We start from the raw sequence: 20,473 nt of genomic DNA, 5'->3' as shown, positions 1-20,473 counted from the left end.
ACAGCACCGATCATTCTGTATCACGCTTGGATGAACAGTTATGTCGCGAAACGGAAAAACTTGAAAAGCACTGACTCCGCCGATTACCAGCAGCTGAACCGCCCGATCGCGGCCATGGCGAAAGATTTTCCTGCTGGCTACCGTATCGAGCCCCATGCGCATACCAGAGCTCAACTGATCTTTGCGGCCTCAGGTGTGATGGAGATCACAACAGACAACAACACCTGGGTGGTGCCGACAGGGCGTGCCGTCTGGGTGTCGCCGGGCACCGAGCATGCCATTAACATGCTCAGCGCCGTCACCATGCGCACACTCTATATCGCGCCCACTGTCGAGACGGGGCTGCGTTCCTGTCAGGTGGTGTCTGTATCCAATCTACTGCGCGCCTTGATCCTGGCCTCGATGGACATACCGCTGGAATACAATATCAACGGTCGAGACGGCCTGATCATGCAGCTTATCGTGCACGAGTTGCATAACATGGAGTTCGTGCCCCTCCATGCCCCCATGCCCAACGACCCCCGCTTGATAACCATATGCCGGGCAATTCTCGAGGATCCCAGTCGTACCGAAACGCTGGCGCAATGGGGCAGTATCGTAGGTGCAACATCTCGCACACTGGCCAACCACTTTCTGGCGGAAACCGGACTGACCTTCGGTCGGTGGCGCCAGCAGGCACGGCTGGTCGAAGCCGTGCGCCGGCTGGCGTTGGGACAGTCGGCCAGCACCGTGGCGCTGGAGCTTGGCTACCGAAGCCAGAGTGCCTTCATCGCCATGTTTCGCCGCGCCCTGGGGACAACACCGACCCGATACTTCGACCCTCCCGGCAGCACAACCAGCTGATGAGACGGAAAGTCTGCGGCAACTTTCAGCCCCTGACACAGGAAACTCTCCCAGCCTCCGGTGAGCTGGCCCCCGACTGTTGAGGACTCGAACTGGTTCGCGAAAGAACACCGCGTTCATCGCATATGACCGCCACCGGAATATAGAGATCAATAGCGAGGTTAATAAACCCTCTCCACCTGACACATCAGACAGGAAGATTGAGCTGCCATGAAACGCCGAAGCAGTCGACGACCCAGCCGAACCTTCGGCTGAATCCATAGTCATCCAACGGCATCATCACCTTCCCTCCGCTGGCCAGGTTGGAGAAGGCATCTTCCAATACATCGGAGGTCTCGAAGTCGACAAACAGGGACATCGAGGGAGTGAAATCAAAATCATGCGGGATCGGACTGTCGATCACTATCAACTCATGACCGCAGAACGAGATCCTTGCCTGCTTTACCATCCCCGGCTTTCCGGCTTCTCCTTCGCTGTAGTATTCAATGTCCTGAGCAATGAGGTCGGAGAAGATTCGACGGTATGCCGCCAGCGCCTCACCAGCATTTCCCTGGAACATCAAGTGTGTTGATACTCGGGTCATTTTCCCCTCTCCCGTGATAGAACGCCTTCGACACGATCGGCAAGCAGGCATGCCGTCGACAACGCTTTCTGCGTCCTCTCCTTCCAGCTGTCCTGGATAGCTCCCAGGTACGCCTGACGTGCATATTCCAGTAGCTCTCCGTGCTCGGCAGCAACACGCACCTGCGCCCAGCGTGCGGCCACGTCCTTTGGAACAAAATCACCTACCTCCAGCGTCCTCCACATCCGGGCAAGTGTCAGCAGGACATTGCGCTCATCCCCCTCGAAGCCGGCAAGCAGCCCCGGCAGCAGGTCACCGGTGGCACGCCACACCTCCGCTTCCGAGATCGGCGGCAGCAACTCCGAGAGCTCGGGACCCAGCAGAGGCAAGGACTGCCGGCGAGCCTGAGCCAGCACCAGCGTCAGTTCGGGGTCGGATTCTGCCTCGGGAACTTCGCCTGCCTCGAACGTCTCTCGCAGCCATTCGCCATACACAAGCTCACTGCGAGCCGGATACTGCAGCTCTACCAGGTCACTACACCTGAATACCATCACCTCCAATGGCCTCAAGCCACTACCATCCCCCGGATATCCTGAATGCCGCATCAACGCCTCGATTATCTCGGCCCGCACCGCTGCACTCATGGGCTGCTCAGTCACGGCGAGGATATCCACATCACTGTCGGGCTGTAATCCACTTGAAAATGCCGAACCATGCAACCAGGCTGCCACCAACTCATCCGCCAGATGCTGCTGCAGAATCTGCAGCACTGACTCCAGCGTCTCCTGCAGGTCAGCAGTTGCCGAGTAGGTATCTCCTCCTGGTGTCATACTCCGACCTCCCTTTCCTTGCCGAACTGCCCCGATCAATAATGCAACCGAAATCCATATAGCGGCATAATGTCGATAGTATGGCACTCGGAACAGCCCAATACGCGAACGGAGCTCGCACAATGAAACGACCTGGATATCTCCTGCCACTCTGCTTCTGCGCCGCCTATGCGTCCGGCGCGCTCGCCGATGACACCAACCCGTTATGCAGCGCTCGGGAAGAAGAGGTGCTGCATGAACTGCAGTCCGCCGAGAAGTACGGTAATGAACATCGCATCGAGGGGCTCCAACGCGCCCTTTCCAATATCCGCGCCCACTGCACTGACGAGAGCTTGATTGCTGATGCAGAGGAAGCTGTGGAAGAAAGCCGGGAAGAAGTTCGTGACCGCCGACAGGACCTCGACGAGGCTCTGCGGGAAGGCGACCCGGATGACATCGCCGAGCAACGCGAGGAGCTGCAGGAGGCCGAGGATGAACTCCACTCCGATATCCAGCAGCTCAGAGCGCTTCAAGGCCCCAGGTAATCCCCCTCCCCGGGACTCGACTCTTCACCGTGATAAACGTTGCTGCTTTCAGGGCGAGCAGCAACGTTGGTCGCAGGATCTGCGCTAGCGACTCACCTGAACGCTCACACCAGCGCTCTTTGTCACCCAACACCAATAGCATCACCAGGAATAAACTTAAGTCTAATATACCAAAGATATCCCTTCCTTCCCCCTCGCTTCGACTGTTTCCTTGAACGCCATGGTTGAGAGGGTTTCCGCTACAACATGATAGCCCCTGACCTCTTGTCATGGCACTGACTTGTTAGCAGCCTCATTGCATATGTTCAACAAATTCCCTATACCAATGTAACCGGTTACACCAGTTTAATGGTAATCACTTATTGCTGCACCACAACAAACAATGGACCCAGTAGATCCATGCTTCACCACATCACAATGAGGAGGCCTGATTAGATGAATTTATTCTATATGCTCATGAAGGAGACTGGTCATGGGTGATCACTCCATCAGCCGAAGGACGCTGCTTTATACTGGCCTCGCCAGCACTGCCGCGGTTGCCATACCCAACGTGTTCTCTTCAACCGCAAGCGCCCATGTGAGCAGTCAGGATGCACGAGGTCTCAAAGGGAACATCAACCACTCGGTGGCACGTTGGACCTACGACTTTCTCAGCCTTGATGAATTATGCCAGCTCGTATTGAGCACCGGTTTTTCAGCCATTGACCTGGTTGGCCCCGACGAATGGCCCACCTTGAAGCGCCACGGCATCGACTCTTCCATGTGCAACGGCGCAGAGCCCAATCTGGAGGATGGCTGGAGTGATAGTCGCTTTCACGCCGATCTGGTGGAGAGCTACCTCCGCCACATCGACATGGTGAGTGATGCCGGGTATCGCAACCTGATCTGCTTCAGTGGAAACCAGCGCAGCCTGTCGGAGGAACAGGGGTTGCTCAATGCCGAGCAGGGATTGAAGAGGATTCTCGCCCACGCGGAGCAGAAAGGCGTCACGCTGCATATGGAGCTGCTCAACAGCAAGATCGATCACCCTGACTACCTGTGCGACAACTCCAGTTGGGGAATCGAGCTGTGTCAGCGGTTGAGTTCTCCCAATTTCAAACTGCTTTACGACATCTATCACATGCAGATCAGCGAAGGAGATGTCATTCGAACCATTCGCGACAATCACCAGTATTTTGGCCACTACCATACTGCCGGCGTTCCCGGGCGACATGAACTGGATACCAACCAGGAACTGTATTACCCAGCCATCATGCAAGCGATCCTGGATACCGGGTTCGATGGCTATGTTGCTCAGGAGTTCAAGCCGAGCGGAAGCTCCCGGGAAGACAAGATCAACGCTCTGGAACAGGCAGTACTGCGTTGTGATGTATGAGCGAAGACACAGATACACATCCGTCGTATGACCCGTTTAGATCAAGACCGACCATCGAGGGATTGCGGTGACAGGACAGCCGACAATCCACGGAGGCAACAATAAAGGGAAGTCACAAGAGTGAACAACAACTCCAATTTCCAGATCGCATTCATCGGCTCCGTCGCCGCCATGTTCAGCCTGCCGGCATCGGCAGATTTTACCTATGAGAATGGCCATAATCGCCTGACGTTCGGTGGCGATGTCGAGCTCGATATCAACGCTCAGAATACCCACTCCGGAAGAGGCCCCATCTTCTTCGAGGATGAAATCGATGATGGTGATGAATTCAACCAGACTGGCCGAATACTGCTGGATGTCAGTGGCGAGCGCAGCACCGATAGCGGAAATTATGCGCGTTTCAAGGTTCAGCCACTGGTTCAGACAGACGGCGGCATGGGTGTTGATGATGCCTGGCTGGCCATCGGCAACCGCGGAGGGACACAGCTCAAGGTAGGCCGCTTCGAAGCCTACGACCTGTTTCCGCTGGGCCAGGATGTTTTCGTCGGCTTCAGCGGCGACACATCCGATGGGCTCTACCGAGATGGCCAGGGTTATGTCTACCAGGCAAAGGAAGGCCGTGGCCGCGGCGGGGATTCAGGCCAGGTGATGGTCAGCCACAGCACTGGAGACTGGCATGCTGAAGTCTCCACACTGTTTGGTGACCGTACGGATCTTTTCGACTCATCCACCTATCACGGCTACACCGTCAACCCGGATGATGACGCCAAGAGCTCGTTTATCGTGCGCCCGGTAGTGGCGTGGACACCAGGCTCCTGGACACTGGCGGCAGGCATGGAGACCAACCTGGTGGATGACGCCATCGTCGATGAACGTGGTGCCGACATCAGTGACCGGACCGGCTACGGTACTCGGCTATCCTGGGATTCGGGTGACTGGAGCCTGAACGCCAACCTGTCATGGCTCGATGCCTACGAGGAAGACAACCTGACGCTGGGGCTGAATGCGCTCTGGAAAGGCTTCGGGGTCGGCTATATTCATGCCGGCAACGAGATTGACGACGTCAAACCAGGCAGCAATGACGATGATGTCATCAGTCTGCCGGGCAAGTATTCCATCGATACGCTCTACACGTCGTACCACTTCGCCGATGTGCTCGACATCAAGGACCTCGGCATCTACCTGGGGGCCTACTACAGCACCATCGAGCACGATGAAGTCGACAACCTCGACGATGCAGACCGCTATGGCGCCAGACTGCGCTTCAAGTATCTGCTGTAGGCCAGTCACTCGGAGGCCACCACCGGCAGCCATGTGGTGGCCCCACCGCACTATCGACGTAAAAACCCAACAGTTCATCCCGGGCCTGTGGACCGTCGGTGGCACTGCCCTGTGGCCGCTGGCGGCCCAGGACAAGAACCTGCCGGGCTGATACTGACCTTGTCCCACCTCTCCAATGTCGGGCTCGATGCCGCCAGAGCCAGCGCGTGGCGCTAGCCGGATATCGCCAATTTCACATAACAAGCAAGCCAGTTACCTCAATCAGCCAGCACCTTCACGCTTGTTTGCGCTTGGACACTATAGTGTTACAGGATAAAATTCTGCCTTTTCACTCTGGCCTCCCGCATGCAACAGATACGCCTAGGTGACTGGCTCGGATGGTGTCCTGACAGTATCGATCGTCTACAGCATCCCCAGTTGCTGACTACCGACAAACCGGGACAGTCGTTGCCGGCGATGCTGCGCCGTCGGCTGGACACCTCCGGCAGAGCGGTCTGTGACCTGCTCGCTCGACTGGACCCCGATGCTCGCTACCCCTTGATCCATGCGTCTCGTCATGGCGATGCCAGCCGTACCCTGGACATGCTCAAGGGTCTGGTCAATCAGGAGCCCCCCTCACCTACACGGTTCTCCATGTCGGTGCATAACGCTACCCTCGGGGTTCACTCGATTGCCAATGACCATCATCGGCCTCTCCAGGCATTGAGCGCCAGCGGCAATGAGCTGGAGGCCATGTTCTGGGAGGCCGCCGGCTATCTTGCCCAGGGGCAGTCAAGCGTGGTTGTCGCATTCAGCGAAGGTGAGTTGCCGGAAGACTATGTCGGCCACACCACTCACCCTGGCTTTCCCTGTGCCATCGCCATGCGGTTGACCCTGAACCAGGGCCCCTGCCTGATGAACAGCAACACCGATGGTAGCGAGGGGGCACCGCATCCCTTCGATGTCATTCGTTGGCTGAGCGGCAGCACAACAACATTGGCAGGACGTCAGCAACAATGGCGTCTGGAGCAGTTGTGAAACTGGACCAGTGGCGACGCGGCGCCGGTACCGCATTATCCTTCGCCATCTTCGGTATCGGCGGGCTGGCCATAGGCCTGTTGATATCGCCGCTGTTGCATCTCGGCATCCGCAATCGTGACCGCCGCCAGCACGTCGCCCGCCACCTGATTCAGCGCCTGTTCCAGGTCTTCATCGCCATCATGAAAGGCCTGGGTGTTCTCGACTACCGGCTGACCAACGTCGAATGCCTGCAGCGCCCCGGCCAACTGGTACTGGCCAACCATCCATCACTGATCGACGTGGTCTTCCTGCTCGCGCATACTCCCAACGCCGCCTGCATCGTCAAGGGCAAGCTGGCCAGCAATCCCTTCACGCGGGGTCCTATCCGTGTCGCCGGCTACATCACCAACCGCGACCCGGAAGCCGTGCTCGACGCGGCCCAGGCTAGCCTGGCCCGTGGTGAATCGTTGATCCTGTTTCCCGAAGGCACGAGAACCACACCCGGTAGACCCATCAAGTTCCGCCGTGGCGCAGCCAATATCGCCCTGCGTACCGAAGCACCGATTACTCCGGTATTGATCGACTGTACTCCCACCACCCTGACAAAAGGGGACCCCTGGTACCATATCCCGGAAAGCAGGGTGATGATGAGTCTACATATTCTGGATGAGCTCCCGACCACAGCATCATCCTCTCTGCCACGGGCCCAGCAGGCTCGCCAGTTGACCCGTGAGCTGAGTGACTATTTCAATGAAGAACTGGAGCGCTTGTACAATGAGCGAAACACAACAGCTATCGCATGATCTGAAGTGCATGATCATCGAGACTCTTGAGCTGGAAGATATCACTCCCGAGGATATCGACGACCAGGCGCCCCTGTTCGGAGAAGGACTGGGGCTCGACTCGATCGATGCTCTTGAGCTCGGGCTGGCGCTGCAGAAGCGCTACGGGATCAAACTCGATGCAGAAGCCGAGGATACCCGTCGCCACTTTGAGAGCCTCGCCGCACTGCAAGCACTGGTGGAGGAACGACGTGTCAACTGAAACCTCCGACAACAGCTCCCGTGAGCAGATCCTGGCTCACGTGCAACGCACCCTGGTGGAGCTGTTCGAAGTCTCGGCCGACGAAGTCACCCCCGAGGCAAGACTGTACGAAGACCTCGACATCGACAGTATCGATGCCGTCGACCTCGTCGTTGAGCTCAAGCAGTTCACCGGCCGCCGCATCGACCCTGAAGCCTTCAAGTCGGTACGCACCATCAATGATGTGGTCGTGGCGGTCGAAACCCTGATGCATGACTGATGAATGCGTGGCTGATGAACCCGTGACTGATATCAGCAAGGTGCGAGCAAGCGGAATCCTGCTGGCAATCGCGGCCATGGCCTGGCCTCTTGCCGCCTGGGCCCTGATGGACACGCTGGGGCCATGGCCTCTGTTGCTGGTGGGCTGTGGCCTGATTGCCTGGCGTCTACCCCAGGCACGGAGTCTGGCCATCAGTGCGGCCATCACACTGTTGCTGGTGGGGTTGGTGGTCGATGCCGAGTTGGGCATGCGTGGCTATCCGGTGGCGGTCAATGCCGTCATGCTGGCGGTCTTTGCCACCAGTCTGTGGCGCGGTCCTCCCGTTATCGAGCGTCTGGCACGCCTGCGTGAGCCCGACCTACCGGCTTCCGGTGTACGCTACACGCGCCGGGTGACGCAGGTCTGGTGCCTGTTTTTCGTGACCAACGGCAGCATTGCCGCCTGGACGGCCTGTTATGCAGACCTGTCCACATGGTCGCTTTACAACGGCGTCATCAGCTACGTACTGATGGGCCTGATGTTTGCCGGTGAATGGTGCTGTCGCCGCCGGCTGCGGAGTCATCTGTGAGCTACACCTCTCTGATCCATGCGCCCTGGCGCGCCGAGCCGGACAATGATACCTCCATGCCCGACGCCTGGTGCCAGGCATCAGAGCTGCTGCCGCGTGTTGATGCCTGGCGAGTCTGGCTGGAAGAGCAACCGAAGGGCCGCTGGTTACTGTTCGAACCCGACCCCGCCGCCTTCACTGCCGCACTGCTGGCCCTGTGGGAAACGGGTCGCAGTGCGGTGCTGGCCAGTGATGATCGCGATGAGACCATGACCCACCTGACGCAGCAGGTCGACGGTCGAATCCAGGGCGCGCCTCCGCCAGCAGCATCCACACCGCCGCCACCTCTGGCCATCGATGCCCAGACCGAAGCCGTGGTGCTCTATACCTCCGGCTCCACTGGCGAGCCTGCGATGCATGCCAAGAGCTTCGAACAGTTGGCCAATGAGTTGAACTGTCACGCCGAGCTGTGGCCAATGGAGCACCATGCGGTCATTTCTCAGGTCAGTCATCAGCATATCTACGGCCTGCTCACCGGCATCCTCCGCCCACTGTGCCATGGTATTCCGTTCTGCGGCGCAGACAGCCGCTACCCGGAACCCATGGCGGCGAGGCTCGGCGAAGCCAGGGCGACCAACCGTCAGCCCTTGCTGGTGTCATCTCCACCACAATTGTCGCGACTTCCCGAACATATCGACTGGCAGAGCTCGGCTCCCTGGCAGGTACTGTCCTCGGGGGCACCTCTGTCGCGGGCTGACGCCAGACGTTGCGAGCAACTGTTCCAGGCTCCAGTGATCGAAATCTATGGCAGCACCGAAACCGGTGGCATTGCCTGGCGCCGCCAGAGCCAGAGTGCGGCCTGGCAGCCGATGCCCGGAGTCGAGACGCGTGAGACAGACGGTCTGCTGGAACTGCGTTCGCCCTTTCTGCCCCGCGAATATCAACCGCCAGGCCGCTGGTGGCCGCAGCAGGATCGTATCGAAACCTGCACCGAAGGTTTCCGCCTGTTGGGGCGCGCGGACCGTGTTGCCAAGGTCGCCGGCAAGCGCATCTCGCTGACCGCCATCGAAGGACACCTGACCCAACTGTCTCAGGTGGAAGCAGCCCACTGCTGTGATCTCGATCGACGTGATGGCCGGATCGGAGTCGTCGTTGCCCTGCCCGGGGACCAGGCGCCCTGGGACCACGAAGTGCGCCGTCAGTTGATCCGCCAGATGCGCGAACAACTATCGACACTGCTGGAAGCCGTGGCTATCCCTCGCTATTGGCGTTTCGTCGAGCGGATTCCGACCAATCGCCAGGGCAAGCTGGACCGGGCTGAGATCCAGCGCTTGTTTGCCGACCTCGACAATGAGCGTAGTGCCAGATGGCTGGGTGAAAGCACCAATGGCGAAGGTCAATGCTGCATCACTCTCGAGGTTCCCGAACGCCTGTGCTACCTCGAGGGACACTTCACGGATTTCCCCTTGGTCCCCGGCGTTGTGCTGGTGCAATGGGCCGTGGAGCATGCCCGTCGCAGCTTCAACGAACCCGTGGAGTTCCGCGGTGTCGAAAGACTCAAGTTCCAGAAGGTAGTGCGGCCTGGGCAACGCCTGGTGCTGAGCCTGACGCGCAAGGCCGACAGCATCGGCTTCAGTTATGACTCCCCCCAGGGGCGTCACGCCGCAGGCCGCATCAGACTGGCCGCGGAGAGATTGAATGGCTGAATTACGCCCCTGTGCCATTGTTCCGGTCTATGACCACCCCACCACCATTGCTGACGTCTGCAAGCACCTGGAAGCCCTCGGCCTGCCGGTGCTGCTGATCGATGATGGTAGTGGCACCGAATGTCGGGATGAGCTGGGTCGCCTGGCCAGCGCAGGCCATCACCTGGTTCGCCACAGCCTCAATCGCGGCAAGGGTGCCGCTGTTCGCACCGGTCTCAGTGAGGCCGCTCGCCTCGGCTATACCCACGCCCTGCAGGTCGATGCCGATGGTCAACATCAACCAGACGACCTTCCGGCTTTCCTGGCCGCCATGCACGAAGTGCCGGAGCGCCTGGCCATCGGCTACGCCCGCTACGATGACAGCGTGCCCAGGATTCGTCTCTACGGCCGCTATGCCACCCATGTCTGGGTGTGGATCAACACCCTGTCACTGGCTATCCGTGACTCCATGTGTGGCGTGCGGCTCTACCCTGTGAAGGCCACCAACGAACTGTTACGCCACCAGCCAATCGGCGATCGCATGACCTTCGATACCGAAGTGCTGGTGCGCTGGTACTGGAACGGAGGTCAGGTCACCAATCTGCCGGTTCGCGTTCATTATCCACGGAATGGTGTCAGTCACTACGCCCCATGGCGCGACAATATCCAGATCAGTTGGATGCACACCCGGCTGTTCTTCGGCATGCTCCGACGCCTGCCACGCCTCCTGCTGCGTAGCGGGAGGTCAAGATGAGTCGTCAGCACTGGGCTTCGATCGGCGAGCGAGGCACCCTGACCGGGATGCTGCTGATGGTGCACCTACGCCGCCTTGGTGAATGGCCATTTCGACTCGTGCTCGGACCGGTGATCCTGTGGTACTACCTCTCCCATGGTCTAGCCCGTCAGGCGTCCCGTGACTTTCTCGCTCGCCTGGATCCAGCGCTGAGGCGTCGCCCCATTGCCTGGCGACTGCGCAGCCTGCGCCACTTCTTCAGCTTCGGCCAGGCACTGATGGACAAGGTCGCGGCCTGGAACGGCAAACACGCTCCCGAGGCACTCAACGGTACCGGGGTCGACAATTTCAGGCAGACCTTCGCCAACGGTCGGGGCGGCCTGGTACTGGTTTCCCACCATGGCAACCTGGATGTGGTCAATGCGTTCAGCGAACAGCATGCCAACCTGCAATTGACCGTGCTGATGCACACCCGCAATGCCCGCAAGTTCAATGAGCTACTCGAACGAGCCACCGGCCGCAGGCAACCGGACATCATGGATGTCAGTGAGCTGTCACCCGCCAGTGCTCAACAGCTCGACCAGCGTATTCGCGACGGCGGGTTCGTGGTCATCGCCGCCGACCGCATTGCCCCCAGCGAACAACGTTATCGCCTGCTGAAGTTTCTGGGCGCCGAGGCCGCTTTCCCGGAAGGCCCATTCATGCTCGCTACACTGCTGCGTTGTCCGATCTATACCCTGTCCTGCGTCCGCGAACACCAAGGCTTCACGGTCGCCTTCGAGAAGTTCGACGACACCTCGTCACTGGCTCGCGCCGAACGCGGAAACTGGATCGCCCAGGCCATGCAGCGGCATGCGGACCTGCTGGCAGACCAGGTGCAGCGCTACCCGCTGCAATGGTTCAATTTCTACCCTTTCTGGCACGTACCCGAGGCAAACTGACATGACCCAGACTTCTGCCCCATCCGCTCCCCTGCGCCAAGGGCAGCCGATCATTCTTGATGGGCAGCCGATTGGTCTCGAGGAGGTTCTCGCCGTTGCCGAACAGCGTCGTCCGGTCATGCTGTCCGCGGAGCCGGGGTTTCGTGCCCGGATAGATGCCGGCCAGCAGTTCCTGGAACGCCTGCTCGAAGAGGAGGGTGTGGTCTATGGCGTCACGACCGGGTACGGCGATGCCTGCACCCGGGCCGTCGCCGCCGAGGACATCGACCTGTTGCCACACCAGCTGTTCACCTTTCACGGTTGCGGCATGGGCCAGGCGCTGACCGTCGAAGCCAGTCGTGCCGTGGTGCTGGTCCGACTGGTGTCGCTGTGTCGAGGTGTTTCCGGGGTCAGTTTCGAGCTCCTTGAACGACTGGTCTGGCTGCTCGAACATGATGTACTGCCGGTGATCCCCGAAGAAGGCTCGGTCGGCGCCAGCGGTGACCTGACACCGCTTTCCTATCTGGCGGCAGTGCTGTGTGGTGAGCGGGAGGTGATCGACAATGGGCACCATCGTTTGGCCAGCGAGGCACTGGCCGAGCGCGGCATGACGCCCTATCGCCTCAAGCCCAAGGAAGGTCTGGCGTTGATGAACGGTACTGCGGTGATGACTGCGCTCGCCGCCCTGGCCTTCTCACGCTGCGAGTATCTTGCTCGCCTAGCGACCCGCATTACCGCACTGTCGGTCCAGGCTCTGGACGGCAACCCCTATCATTTCGATGCCGAACTGTTCGCCGCCAAGCCCCATCCGGGCCAGCAACGCATCGCAGCCCGGCTGCGAGACGACCTGCACGCTCCCAGTACACCTCGCAACTCTCCGCGCCTGCAGGACCGCTATTCAACACGCTGTGCGCCTCATGTCATTGGTGTAGTCGAGGATGCTCTGCCCTGGTGGCGTGAGTTTTTGACCAATGAGCTCAACAGCGCCAACGACAATCCACTGATCGATGTCGAAGCCGGCAAGGTCATGCATGGCGGACACTTCTATGGCGGTCATGTGGCCTTCGTGATGGACAGCATGAAGCAGGCTGCAGCCAACCTCGCCGACCTCCTCGACCGTCAACTGGCCCTGCTGGTCGACAGCCGCTACAACCACGGTCTGCCGAGCAACCTGAGCGGCGCCAGTGCCGCCCGCCTGCCGCTGAATCATGGCTACAAGGCTGTGCAGATCGGTGCATCGGCCTGGACGGCAGAAGCGCTGAAGTTGACCATGCCCGCCAGCGTGTTCTCGCGTTCCACCGAATGCCACAACCAGGACAAGGTAAGCATGGGCACCATCGCCGCCCGCGATGCACTACGTGTACTGACACTGGTCGAACAGGTGGCCGCAGCCACTCTGCATGCCGCCTGCCAGGGCGTCGAGTTGCGTAGCCAGTTGCAGAGCGCCACACCGACACCACAGCGTCTCAGTGACTTCGTCGACCAGGTTCGTCAGCAGGTCGCCGCGCTGGAAGAAGACCGCGCCCTGGACCGTGACCTCAACCACCTCTGCCGCCTGATTCACCAGCGGCACTGGAGCCTCTATGACGCCGGATGATCGCCCATTACCCTGCGCTGTGACGGAACTCGAGATTCCCTTTCATGACGTCGACATGATGGAGGTCGTCTGGCATGGCCATTACGTGCGCTACCTGGAGCTGGCTCGTTGTCGACTGCTCGATGAGATCGGCTACAACTACCCGCAGATGAAGGCTTCCGGGTATGCATGGCCGGTGATCGACATGCGTATCCGTTACGCTGCACCGGCTCTGTTTGCCCAGCGCATTCGTATCGAGGCGCGCCTCAGCGAATGGGAGCACCGTCTCAAGGTGGACTACACCATCCGCTGTGCCGACAGCGGTAAGCGTCTAACTCGCGCCTGGACCATACAGGTGGCGGTCGACATGGCCAACCACGAGATGTGTCTGGCATCACCACCGGTGCTGATCAAGCACCTCGTCGCCTGGCAGGAGGCACAGTCTTGAACAGGATCTCGAATAGGGTCATGAACAAGCCTCTTTCTACGCTACTGTTCATCAGCCTGATGCTGCTGGGCATCACGCCTGGCGTTGCTCTTGAAGCTCAGTCTTCTGAAAACCAGGTTTCTGAAACTCATGCTTCTGAAAACCGGGCTTCTGAAACCCAGGCTGCCGATGACCTCGACGCCGAGCGTCTTGCTACTCAGCTCGCCAGACAGGCGCCGGCCTGTGTCAGCTTCGAGCAGCAACGCTGGATCGCTGAGCTGGAAAGCGAAGTCACCAGCAGTGGGTACTTCCATCGCCTCCCGGAAGGATTGGTGTGGCAAACCCTGAAGCCGATAGAGGACCGCGTACTGCTGTCTGCCGACAATCCTGACCTGTCGACCGGCATGCGCGCATTGCTGCCGATCCTCAGTGGTCTGCTCGAAGGTGACTGGAGCAAGCTGGAGCAACACTTCGATATTGCGCTCGAGGGCAGCATGGACGCCTGGCACACGACCCTGAAGCCACGTGACAGCATGGTCGCCGAACACCTCGACAATATCGCGCTCGAGGGCGGCGTGCGCCTCGACCAGATGGACATCCAGTTCACCAGTGGAGACCGTCTGGCTCTGGTGCTGGAACCCGTGGCCTGCTCTTCTCTGCCGAAGACGGCGACAACGCAAGAGGACAACGAGTGACGCAGGGATCTCGCTCGACAAGACTGCCAGCCCTGATCTGGGCGGTTCTGTTGCTGCTGTGTGCCCTGTTCGTCACTCATCAGGTATGGCAGGGCGCCCCTTTGGATACTCGGATCACGGCGCTGCTGCCGGAGTCCGATGAGCAGCCTATTCTCCAGCGTGCTGACCACAGTCTCGGCGATACCTACGAGAAGCGGCTGCTGATTCTGCTCAAGGGTGACGATTCCGCTCAGGCGGCAGAGCTACTGCGTCAGCAACTCAAGGACAGCGGCAGCGTGTCATCACTCGACACGGAAACCCCGCCACGCCCGGACAAGGTACTCGCCGAGCATCGTTACCGGCTGCTCAGCCAGCCATTGCAACAGGCCGATGCAGACACCTGGCTCAAGCAGGGGTTGACGCGGTTGTTCACACCCGGCATGGATGCGGACATCCAACGCGATCCCTTTGGCCTGCTCGATCAGTGGCTGAACGAGCGCCTCTCCGGGCCGGTAAGCTGGCAGGATGGCGGCCCGACCATCGACTCCGCTGAAGGCCTCTGGCGAGTGGTCAGTGCCACTCTGGATGGCGATCCCTACCAGCTCCAGCTCCAGACCCGACTGATGGAAACCCTCGACGAGTTCGAGCAGGCCCACCCTCAGCTGACCGTATTGCGGGCAGGTGTCGTCTTCCATGCGGCTGCCGGTGCGCAGCAGGCACGTAGCGAGATCAGTACCATCGGCCTCGGCTCGCTGCTCGGCATACTGCTGCTGTTGGCGCTGGTGTTCCGCCGCCCCGGCGTAATGGCAGCGCTGCTGCTGCCAGTCTTCTGCGGCCTGCTGCTGGCCACTGCTGTCAGCTGGGCGCTGTTTGCTTCACTCAACCTGATCACCCTGGCCTTCGGCGCCAGCCTCATCGGGATTTCGGTGGACTACGCCCTGCACCTGCAATGCTACCGGCAACTACACCCACAACGCCCCCTGTCACGACTGTGGCCCAGCCTGTTTCTCGGCCTGCTGACCAGTTTATGTGCCTACCTGGTACAACTGGCCACACCTATGCCCGGACTGCGGCAGATGGCCACCTTCACGGCACTGGGTCTGGTCGGTGCCTGGCTGACCGTGCGCCTGTGGTTGCCGCTGCTGCCGGTGCAGCCACACCCGGCCACTTCACGCATCGCCGACGGACTCAATCGCTGGAGACTGACTCGCCCTGGCCTTGCCGTCGTACTGGTCACCAGTCTGATACTGTCCACCGCCACCCTGGTGGCGCTGATGAAAACGACACTGAGTCACGACCTGCGCCAACTCAACCCGTCGCCCGCCGAACTGGTCGCAGAGCAACAACATGTTCAGAAGCTGATGCAGCAGCCTGCCAGCTTCCGCTATCTGCTGGTCACCGCCGACAACGAAGAAGCACTGCTGCAACGCCTCGAAGCCATTGACCCATTGCTCACCAGTCTCTCCGCCGATGGCCACCTTTCCGCCTGGCAGCATATCGCTCAGGCAGTGCCATCCCGGGCCACTCAACAGGACAACCTGGAGCTGGTGCGTCAGCGCTATGACGAGGTTCTACCCCAACTGCTCGATCAGGTCGGTCTCGATCCGGTACTGGCAGAACGCCTGACCCAGCGTCTGGACGATGTCCCCGAACTGACCATCAATGAGTGGCTGAATACGGGCGCAGGTGAGACCGGCCGCCCACTGGTACTCGATGGCACGGAAAGGCCAGCCGCACTGGTGCTGCTGGGCGATGTCGACAGCAGTGCCGTCGCCAGACTCGAGGAGCTGGCAGGCGCCCCGGACATTCTCTATCGAGACAGGGTCAATGCCCTGTCGATACAGCTGTCGACCCTGAGCAGAGAGATCAGCCAATGGTTGCTGCTTGCACTGCTGTTGGTCATCGCCGGGCTCACCTGGCGCTACCGCCGTCGCGCCTGGCGTGCGCTATTGCCCCCGGTGGGTGCCGTGGCCCTGACGCTGGGTGTGCTGGCCGCCACCCACACCGGACTGACCCTGTTCCATCTGCTGGGACTGCTGCTGGTACTGGGCATCGGCATGGATGCCGGTATCTTCAGCACTGAGCATCCCTCCGACAGCAGCACCTGGCTGGCCATCAGTCTGTCATGCGCCTCCAGCCTGCTTGCCTTCGGCCTGCTTGCCTTCAGCGCAACCCCCGCCCTGCATTTCCTTGGTACAACCTGCCTGATCGGGTTGGTTGCCACCTGGTGCCTCGTGCCTGTGGCACGCGGTGTACAACCGGACAGCGGGACAGACACCAGGCACCACGCTCGTCATCACTCGGAGACACGCTCTCATGAAACCCATTGAACAGACTGACATTGCGATCATCGGCGCCGGCCCATCGGGTGCCGCCGCAGCGGCCTGGCTGGCTGGCCGTGGTCATCAGGTCAGAGTGCTGGAACGCGGCCATTTCCCGCGTTTTTCGATCGGCGAGAGCCTGTTGCCCCAGTGTATGCCTCATCTGGCAGCCTGCGGCCTGATGGAGTCGGTGGTCGATGCCGGCTATCAACACAAGAATGGCGCCGCCTTCTGCCATGGCGAGCGCTATGCGGCCATCGATTTCCGCGACAAGTACACCGCTGGCCCCGGCACCACCTGGCAGGTCGAGCGTGCCGACTTCGATCAGCGTCTGATCAATGGTGCCATGGCCCATGGCGCCCGAGTCGATTTCGGCATGACAGTGACCGGTTTCAACGCCGACTCTCAGACACCGAGCCTGGAAATCATCAACCAACAGGGCGAACAGAGTACTCTCCAGGCACGTTTCGTCCTTGATGCCAGCGGCTATGGGCGGGTTCTGGCGCGTCTCGAGCAGCTCGACAGGCCGTCCACCCTGCCACCAAGAGCCGCCCTGTTTACCCATGTCGAGGACCACATCAGCGCCGCCGACCATGATCGCGAAAAGATCCTGATCGGCGTTCATCCCGAACATCAGGGCATCTGGTACTGGTTGATTCCATTCAGCAATGGTCGTGCCTCGATCGGTGTAGTGGGAGATCCGCAACAGTTGGATGGTGTCGCCGATGACGACAGCTCCAGACTATGGACGCTACTGCGTCAGGAGCCACGCTTCGCTCGACTGCTGGAGAATGCCGTGCCGACACGTGACATCCAGCGTCTGGCAGGCTATTCCGCCGACATCGAAAGCCTGCACGGTCCCGGCTTTGCCATCCTCGGGAATGCTGGCGAGTTCCTTGATCCGGTCTTCTCCTCTGGCGTGACCATCGCTCTCGACTCAGCCGTCCGCGCCGCCCCCCTGGTCGAGCGGCAACTGGAGGGAAACACCATCGACTGGGCCAGTGAGTTCGAGGCTCCTCTACGCGAGGGTATCGCGACCTTTCGAGACTTTGTTGATGCCTGGTACGATGGCAGCCTGCAGACCATCATCTTCCACCAGCGTCAGGAACCTCGTCTACGTGAGATGATTGCCTCGGTACTGGCCGGCTATGCTTGGGACAAGAGCAACCCCTATGTTGCGGTGAGCCGCCGTCGCATCAAAACGCTCGCCGAGCGCTGTGCCATGGATGCAGCGCCATTGTCGCCCGGCAATGAAACGCTGCCCCGATAGGCAGCACCGGAAGCTGTCACCATCGCTGAAGACAAAGTCAAACGGCAGTACTGCACAGGAAGCTGCGACAGCAGGGCCTCCGAGGCAGTACTCTATCCGCATGACATCGAAGCACGCACAAGATACAGAAAACTCAGAAAGACAACGGAACATGCCCCGCAACTCGATCACAGCTCGCGCCATCACAGCCCGCTCCGGCTGTCGGCTGCATCCCCCGGCGCTGGTCTGTCCGTTGGGGGACGACCTGAACAGCATTGCCCAGCGCCTCTTTGCCGGCCAGCGAGGCCTGCATGACAACGAGACCTGGCGGCCGGGGCATCGCCTGGCGCTGGGTATCGTCGACACTCCGCTGCCGGACGACAGTACCTGGCCTGCCGAGCACCGCTCACGCAACAACCGTCTGCTCGCCGCCGCTCTGCAGCGCCTCGAGCCGACCCTGAAACACTGGCGGGACGCCAACCCCGGAGCACGTATCGGCGTGGTCATGGGCACCAGCACTTCCGGCATCAGTGAGACAGAAATCGCACTCCAGCAGCGCATGTCTACCGGCGACTGGCCTTCGGATTTCCACTATTGCCGCCATGAGATCGGTGCCGCCGCCGAGTTCGTGGCGTACTGGTGTGGCGTCGATGGGCCAGCCTATACCCTTTCCACGGCCTGCACTTCCAGTGCACGGGCGCTGGCCAGTGCTTCTCGCCTGATCCAGGCCGGGCTGTGCGATGCGGTGATCGCAGGCGGTGCCGATAGCCTCTGTCGCCTGACCGTCAATGGCTTCAGCTCACTGGAGGCGGTGAGTTCCGAACCCTGCCGTCCGTTCTCGGCAGAGCGCAATGGCATCAATCTCGGCGAAGGGGCCGCACTCTTTCTGGTCACCGGCGAAAGCGATGGCATCCAGTTGAAGGGCTATGGCGAGACCAGCGATGCCCATCACATCTCGGCCCCTCGTCCCGACGGCAGTGGTGCCCGTGAGGCCATGGCTGCAGCCCTGAGGATGGCGGATGTAACGCCTAACGAGATCGACTATCTCAACCTGCACGGCACCGCCACGCGCCAGAACGACAGCATGGAGGCCCGCGCCGTTGCCGAACTGTTTGTCGATGGGGTTACCTGCAGTTCAACCAAGAGCCTGACCGGCCATACCCTGGGCGCCTGCGGCGCTCTGGAAGCCGCCTTCTGCTGGCTGGCCATGACCCATGGTCTTCTGCCTCCTCACCTTGACCCGCCTGACCCGGAGTTGCCGAGCCTGCGCTACAGTCAAGGAGAGACGCGGGATGTGCGCCGTACCCTGACCAATGCCTTTGCCTTCGGCGGCAATAATATCGCCCTGCTGCTGGAGAAAGCCGAATGAACACAACTCAGAGACTTTCCCCCATGCCGACGCTCCCCCCCATCGAGCAGTTGGTACCTCATCAGGCAGGGATGTGCCTACTCGATGATGTCCGCGAGATCGGAGAGGAGCACCTGTGCGCCAGTATCTGTCCGAGCCGAGATGACCTCTTTGCCGACGATTCGGGAATTCCAGGTTGGACAGGGCTGGAGTGGATGGCCCAGGCCATCGCCGCCTGGTCAGGACATGTTGCACGCAGCGGCGGCAACAAGCCCCATCTGGGCTTTCTGCTTGGCACTCGACGCTATACCTGCGACGTCGGTCATTTTTCCTTCGACTGCCGCTACCACGTCAGGATCGAACTGGACTACATGGCCGATAACGGCCTCGGTGCCTTCCGTGGCCAGATCCTCGACGAACACGGCCAATCCGTTGCCAGTGCAACTCTCAACGTCTTTCAACCCGATTCAGATACCATGCTTGATGCCATGCTGGGTGAAGGCCAGCTCAATAAAGATCAGCCTGGAGGTTCACAGTAATGAGCAACACTATACTCGTGACCGGCTCCAGCCGCGGCATCGGCCGCGCCATTGCCTTGCGCCTGGCCCACGACGGGTTCGATATCGTGCTGCACTGCCGACAGCGCCGCGAAGCTGCCGAAGCGGTTGCCGAACAGATCCGATCCCTGGGTCGGCAGGTGCGGATCCTGAGCTTCGATGTCACCGATCGCGATGCCGCCCGTGCCAGCATCGAACAGGACATCGAGGAACATGGCGCCTATTACGGTGTGGTCTGCAATGCGGGCATCACCGCTGATGGCGCCTTTCCGGCCCTCTCGGACAGCGACTGGGACGGCGTCATCAACACCGGACTCAATGGTTTCTACAATGTAGTCAAACCCCTCACCATGCCGATGGTTCGGCGCCGCAAACCCGGACGGATCGTGGTGATGTCCTCGGTTTCCGGCTTAATGGGTAACCGTGGCCAGGTCAACTACAGTGCCGCCAAGGCTGGCCTGATTGGCGCCGTCAAGGCACTGGCCATCGAACTGGCCAAACGCCGTATTACGGTCAATGCCGTAGCTCCCGGGCTGATAGATACTGACATGACCGAAGGTCTGGCCAGTGAGGAAGCGCTGAAGATGATCCCCATGCAACGTACCGGCACCAGCGAGGAAGTGGCCGCTGCAGTGAGTTTCCTGTGTTCGGCAGACGCCGGGTATGTGACTCGCCAGGTCATTGCCGTCAATGGGGGCATGTGTTGATGTATACATGGT

At 60.3% G+C, this 20,473-nt stretch carries 22 protein-coding genes; 20 read left to right on the top strand and 2 right to left on the bottom strand.

Going from position 1 to position 20,473, the window contains the following annotated elements; all coding sequences use genetic code 11:
• The first annotated feature begins 60 nt into the window (after positions 1–60).
• Positions 61–843, top strand: coding sequence for an AraC family transcriptional regulator (locus tag BUE38_RS17250; RefSeq protein WP_200802205.1), 783 nt, complete (start codon positions 61–63; stop codon positions 841–843).
• Positions 844–1,030: 187 nt separating this feature from the next.
• On the opposite strand, the gene BUE38_RS17245 is transcribed toward BUE38_RS17250, so the two are convergent.
• On the bottom strand, positions 1,031–1,426 hold the full coding sequence (locus tag BUE38_RS17245) for a VOC family protein (RefSeq protein ID WP_073436475.1): 396 nt from the start codon (positions 1,424–1,426) through the stop codon (positions 1,031–1,033).
• Positions 1,423–2,235 (bottom strand): aminoglycoside adenylyltransferase family protein, encoded by an 813-nt coding sequence (locus BUE38_RS17240; RefSeq protein ID WP_073436474.1) that lies wholly within the window; start codon positions 2,233–2,235, stop codon positions 1,423–1,425. Before BUE38_RS17240 ends, BUE38_RS17245 begins: the two co-directional genes overlap by 4 nt.
• Before the next feature lie 122 nt (positions 2,236–2,357).
• Here BUE38_RS17240 and BUE38_RS17235 point away from each other — a divergent pair, with 122 nt between their 5' ends.
• From BUE38_RS17235 to fabG, 19 genes are all read left to right on the top strand, one after another.
• The gene (locus BUE38_RS17235) at positions 2,358–2,759 is read left to right on the top strand and encodes a DUF1090 domain-containing protein (protein WP_073436473.1); all 402 of its coding nucleotides are present in this window, start codon (positions 2,358–2,360) and stop codon (positions 2,757–2,759) included.
• A gap of 472 nt (positions 2,760–3,231) precedes the next feature.
• A complete protein-coding gene (locus BUE38_RS17230) occupies positions 3,232–4,134 on the top strand; it encodes a hydroxypyruvate isomerase family protein (protein ID WP_073436472.1) in 903 nt (300 codons plus the stop codon).
• Positions 4,135–4,254: 120 nt separating this feature from the next.
• Complete coding sequence (locus tag BUE38_RS17225) at positions 4,255–5,415, top strand: carbohydrate porin (protein WP_073436471.1); 1,161 nt, start codon at positions 4,255–4,257, stop codon at positions 5,413–5,415.
• Positions 5,416–5,760: 345 nt separating this feature from the next.
• Positions 5,761–6,432 carry a beta-ketoacyl synthase chain length factor gene (locus BUE38_RS17220; protein WP_073436470.1) on the top strand — a complete coding sequence of 224 codons (672 nt, stop codon included), beginning with the start codon at positions 5,761–5,763 and terminating at the stop codon, positions 6,430–6,432.
• Positions 6,429–7,217 carry a lysophospholipid acyltransferase family protein gene (locus BUE38_RS17215; RefSeq protein WP_084542009.1) on the top strand — a complete coding sequence of 263 codons (789 nt, stop codon included), beginning with the start codon at positions 6,429–6,431 and terminating at the stop codon, positions 7,215–7,217. The genes BUE38_RS17220 and BUE38_RS17215 overlap by 4 nt, the downstream gene beginning before the upstream one ends.
• Complete coding sequence (locus BUE38_RS17210; RefSeq protein WP_073436468.1) at positions 7,189–7,458, top strand: phosphopantetheine-binding protein; 270 nt, start codon at positions 7,189–7,191, stop codon at positions 7,456–7,458. The genes BUE38_RS17215 and BUE38_RS17210 overlap by 29 nt, the downstream gene beginning before the upstream one ends.
• Positions 7,448–7,717 carry an acyl carrier protein gene (locus BUE38_RS17205; protein WP_073436467.1) on the top strand — a complete coding sequence of 90 codons (270 nt, stop codon included), beginning with the start codon at positions 7,448–7,450 and terminating at the stop codon, positions 7,715–7,717. Before BUE38_RS17210 ends, BUE38_RS17205 begins: the two co-directional genes overlap by 11 nt.
• Positions 7,710–8,285, top strand: coding sequence for a COG4648 family protein (locus BUE38_RS17200; RefSeq protein WP_234987079.1), 576 nt, complete (start codon positions 7,710–7,712; stop codon positions 8,283–8,285). The genes BUE38_RS17205 and BUE38_RS17200 overlap by 8 nt, the downstream gene beginning before the upstream one ends.
• Entirely contained in the window at positions 8,282–9,970 is a 1,689-nt protein-coding gene (locus BUE38_RS17195) for an ApeI family dehydratase (protein WP_073436466.1), read from the top strand. The genes BUE38_RS17200 and BUE38_RS17195 overlap by 4 nt, the downstream gene beginning before the upstream one ends.
• Positions 9,963–10,703 carry a glycosyltransferase family 2 protein gene (locus tag BUE38_RS17190; RefSeq protein ID WP_073436465.1) on the top strand — a complete coding sequence of 247 codons (741 nt, stop codon included), beginning with the start codon at positions 9,963–9,965 and terminating at the stop codon, positions 10,701–10,703. The genes BUE38_RS17195 and BUE38_RS17190 overlap by 8 nt, the downstream gene beginning before the upstream one ends.
• Positions 10,700–11,623, top strand: a complete 924-nt coding sequence (locus BUE38_RS17185) for an LpxL/LpxP family acyltransferase (RefSeq protein WP_073436464.1) — start codon at positions 10,700–10,702, stop codon at positions 11,621–11,623. The genes BUE38_RS17190 and BUE38_RS17185 overlap by 4 nt, the downstream gene beginning before the upstream one ends.
• Before the next feature lies 1 nt (position 11,624).
• Positions 11,625–13,199 (top strand): HAL/PAL/TAL family ammonia-lyase, encoded by a 1,575-nt coding sequence (locus BUE38_RS17180; RefSeq protein ID WP_073436463.1) that lies wholly within the window; start codon positions 11,625–11,627, stop codon positions 13,197–13,199.
• Positions 13,186–13,626: an acyl-CoA thioesterase gene (locus tag BUE38_RS17175; RefSeq protein ID WP_073436462.1), complete on the top strand. Its 441-nt coding sequence runs from the start codon at positions 13,186–13,188 to the stop codon at positions 13,624–13,626. The genes BUE38_RS17180 and BUE38_RS17175 overlap by 14 nt, the downstream gene beginning before the upstream one ends.
• Positions 13,627–13,646: 20 nt before the next feature.
• Positions 13,647–14,300 carry a LolA-related protein gene (locus BUE38_RS17170; protein ID WP_073436461.1) on the top strand — a complete coding sequence of 218 codons (654 nt, stop codon included), beginning with the start codon at positions 13,647–13,649 and terminating at the stop codon, positions 14,298–14,300.
• On the top strand, positions 14,297–16,609 hold the full coding sequence (locus BUE38_RS17165) for an MMPL family transporter (protein ID WP_073436460.1): 2,313 nt from the start codon (positions 14,297–14,299) through the stop codon (positions 16,607–16,609). Before BUE38_RS17170 ends, BUE38_RS17165 begins: the two co-directional genes overlap by 4 nt.
• Entirely contained in the window at positions 16,596–17,870 is a 1,275-nt protein-coding gene (locus BUE38_RS17160) for an NAD(P)/FAD-dependent oxidoreductase (RefSeq protein WP_073436459.1), read from the top strand. The genes BUE38_RS17165 and BUE38_RS17160 overlap by 14 nt, the downstream gene beginning before the upstream one ends.
• 151 nt (positions 17,871–18,021) lie before the next feature.
• On the top strand, positions 18,022–19,218 hold the full coding sequence (locus BUE38_RS17155) for a beta-ketoacyl-ACP synthase (RefSeq protein ID WP_073436458.1): 1,197 nt from the start codon (positions 18,022–18,024) through the stop codon (positions 19,216–19,218).
• The gene (locus BUE38_RS17150; RefSeq protein WP_073436457.1) at positions 19,215–19,736 is read left to right on the top strand and encodes a hotdog family protein; all 522 of its coding nucleotides are present in this window, start codon (positions 19,215–19,217) and stop codon (positions 19,734–19,736) included. The genes BUE38_RS17155 and BUE38_RS17150 overlap by 4 nt, the downstream gene beginning before the upstream one ends.
• Entirely contained in the window at positions 19,736–20,461 is a 726-nt protein-coding gene (fabG, locus tag BUE38_RS17145) for a 3-oxoacyl-ACP reductase FabG (RefSeq protein WP_073436456.1), read from the top strand. The genes BUE38_RS17150 and fabG overlap by 1 nt, the downstream gene beginning before the upstream one ends.
• The last annotated feature ends 12 nt before the right edge of the window (positions 20,462–20,473 follow it).

It is taken from the genome of Halomonas cupida (assembly GCF_900142755.1).
Classification (GTDB): domain Bacteria; phylum Pseudomonadota; class Gammaproteobacteria; order Pseudomonadales; family Halomonadaceae; genus Halomonas; species Halomonas cupida.
The sequence above is the reverse complement of the archived record's forward strand: the minus strand, read 5'-3'. Positions and strand labels throughout refer to the sequence as shown.

Excerpts from the sequence above, each read along its gene's own strand:
- BUE38_RS17200 (WP_234987079.1), top strand. The coding sequence starts at position 7,710 with ATGACTGATGAATGCGTGGCTGATGAACCCGTGACTGATATCAGCAAG.
- BUE38_RS17155 (WP_073436458.1), top strand. The coding sequence starts at position 18,022 with ATGCCCCGCAACTCGATCACAGCTCGCGCCATCACAGCCCGCTCCGGC.
- fabG (WP_073436456.1), top strand. The coding sequence starts at position 19,736 with ATGAGCAACACTATACTCGTGACCGGCTCCAGCCGCGGCATCGGCCGC.
- BUE38_RS17230 (WP_073436472.1), top strand. The coding sequence starts at position 3,232 with ATGGGTGATCACTCCATCAGCCGAAGGACGCTGCTTTATACTGGCCTC.
- BUE38_RS17220 (WP_073436470.1), top strand. The coding sequence starts at position 5,761 with ATGCAACAGATACGCCTAGGTGACTGGCTCGGATGGTGTCCTGACAGT.
- BUE38_RS17185 (WP_073436464.1), top strand. The coding sequence starts at position 10,700 with ATGAGTCGTCAGCACTGGGCTTCGATCGGCGAGCGAGGCACCCTGACC.
- BUE38_RS17245 (WP_073436475.1), bottom strand. The coding sequence starts at position 1,426 with ATGACCCGAGTATCAACACACTTGATGTTCCAGGGAAATGCTGGTGAG.
- BUE38_RS17190 (WP_073436465.1), top strand. The coding sequence starts at position 9,963 with ATGGCTGAATTACGCCCCTGTGCCATTGTTCCGGTCTATGACCACCCC.
- BUE38_RS17235 (WP_073436473.1), top strand. The coding sequence starts at position 2,358 with ATGAAACGACCTGGATATCTCCTGCCACTCTGCTTCTGCGCCGCCTAT.
- BUE38_RS17160 (WP_073436459.1), top strand. The coding sequence starts at position 16,596 with ATGAAACCCATTGAACAGACTGACATTGCGATCATCGGCGCCGGCCCA.
- BUE38_RS17180 (WP_073436463.1), top strand. The coding sequence starts at position 11,625 with ATGACCCAGACTTCTGCCCCATCCGCTCCCCTGCGCCAAGGGCAGCCG.
- BUE38_RS17240 (WP_073436474.1), bottom strand. The coding sequence starts at position 2,235 with ATGACACCAGGAGGAGATACCTACTCGGCAACTGCTGACCTGCAGGAG.
- BUE38_RS17170 (WP_073436461.1), top strand. The coding sequence starts at position 13,647 with ATGAACAAGCCTCTTTCTACGCTACTGTTCATCAGCCTGATGCTGCTG.
- BUE38_RS17150 (WP_073436457.1), top strand. The coding sequence starts at position 19,215 with ATGAACACAACTCAGAGACTTTCCCCCATGCCGACGCTCCCCCCCATC.
- BUE38_RS17210 (WP_073436468.1), top strand. The coding sequence starts at position 7,189 with ATGAGCGAAACACAACAGCTATCGCATGATCTGAAGTGCATGATCATC.
- BUE38_RS17175 (WP_073436462.1), top strand. The coding sequence starts at position 13,186 with ATGACGCCGGATGATCGCCCATTACCCTGCGCTGTGACGGAACTCGAG.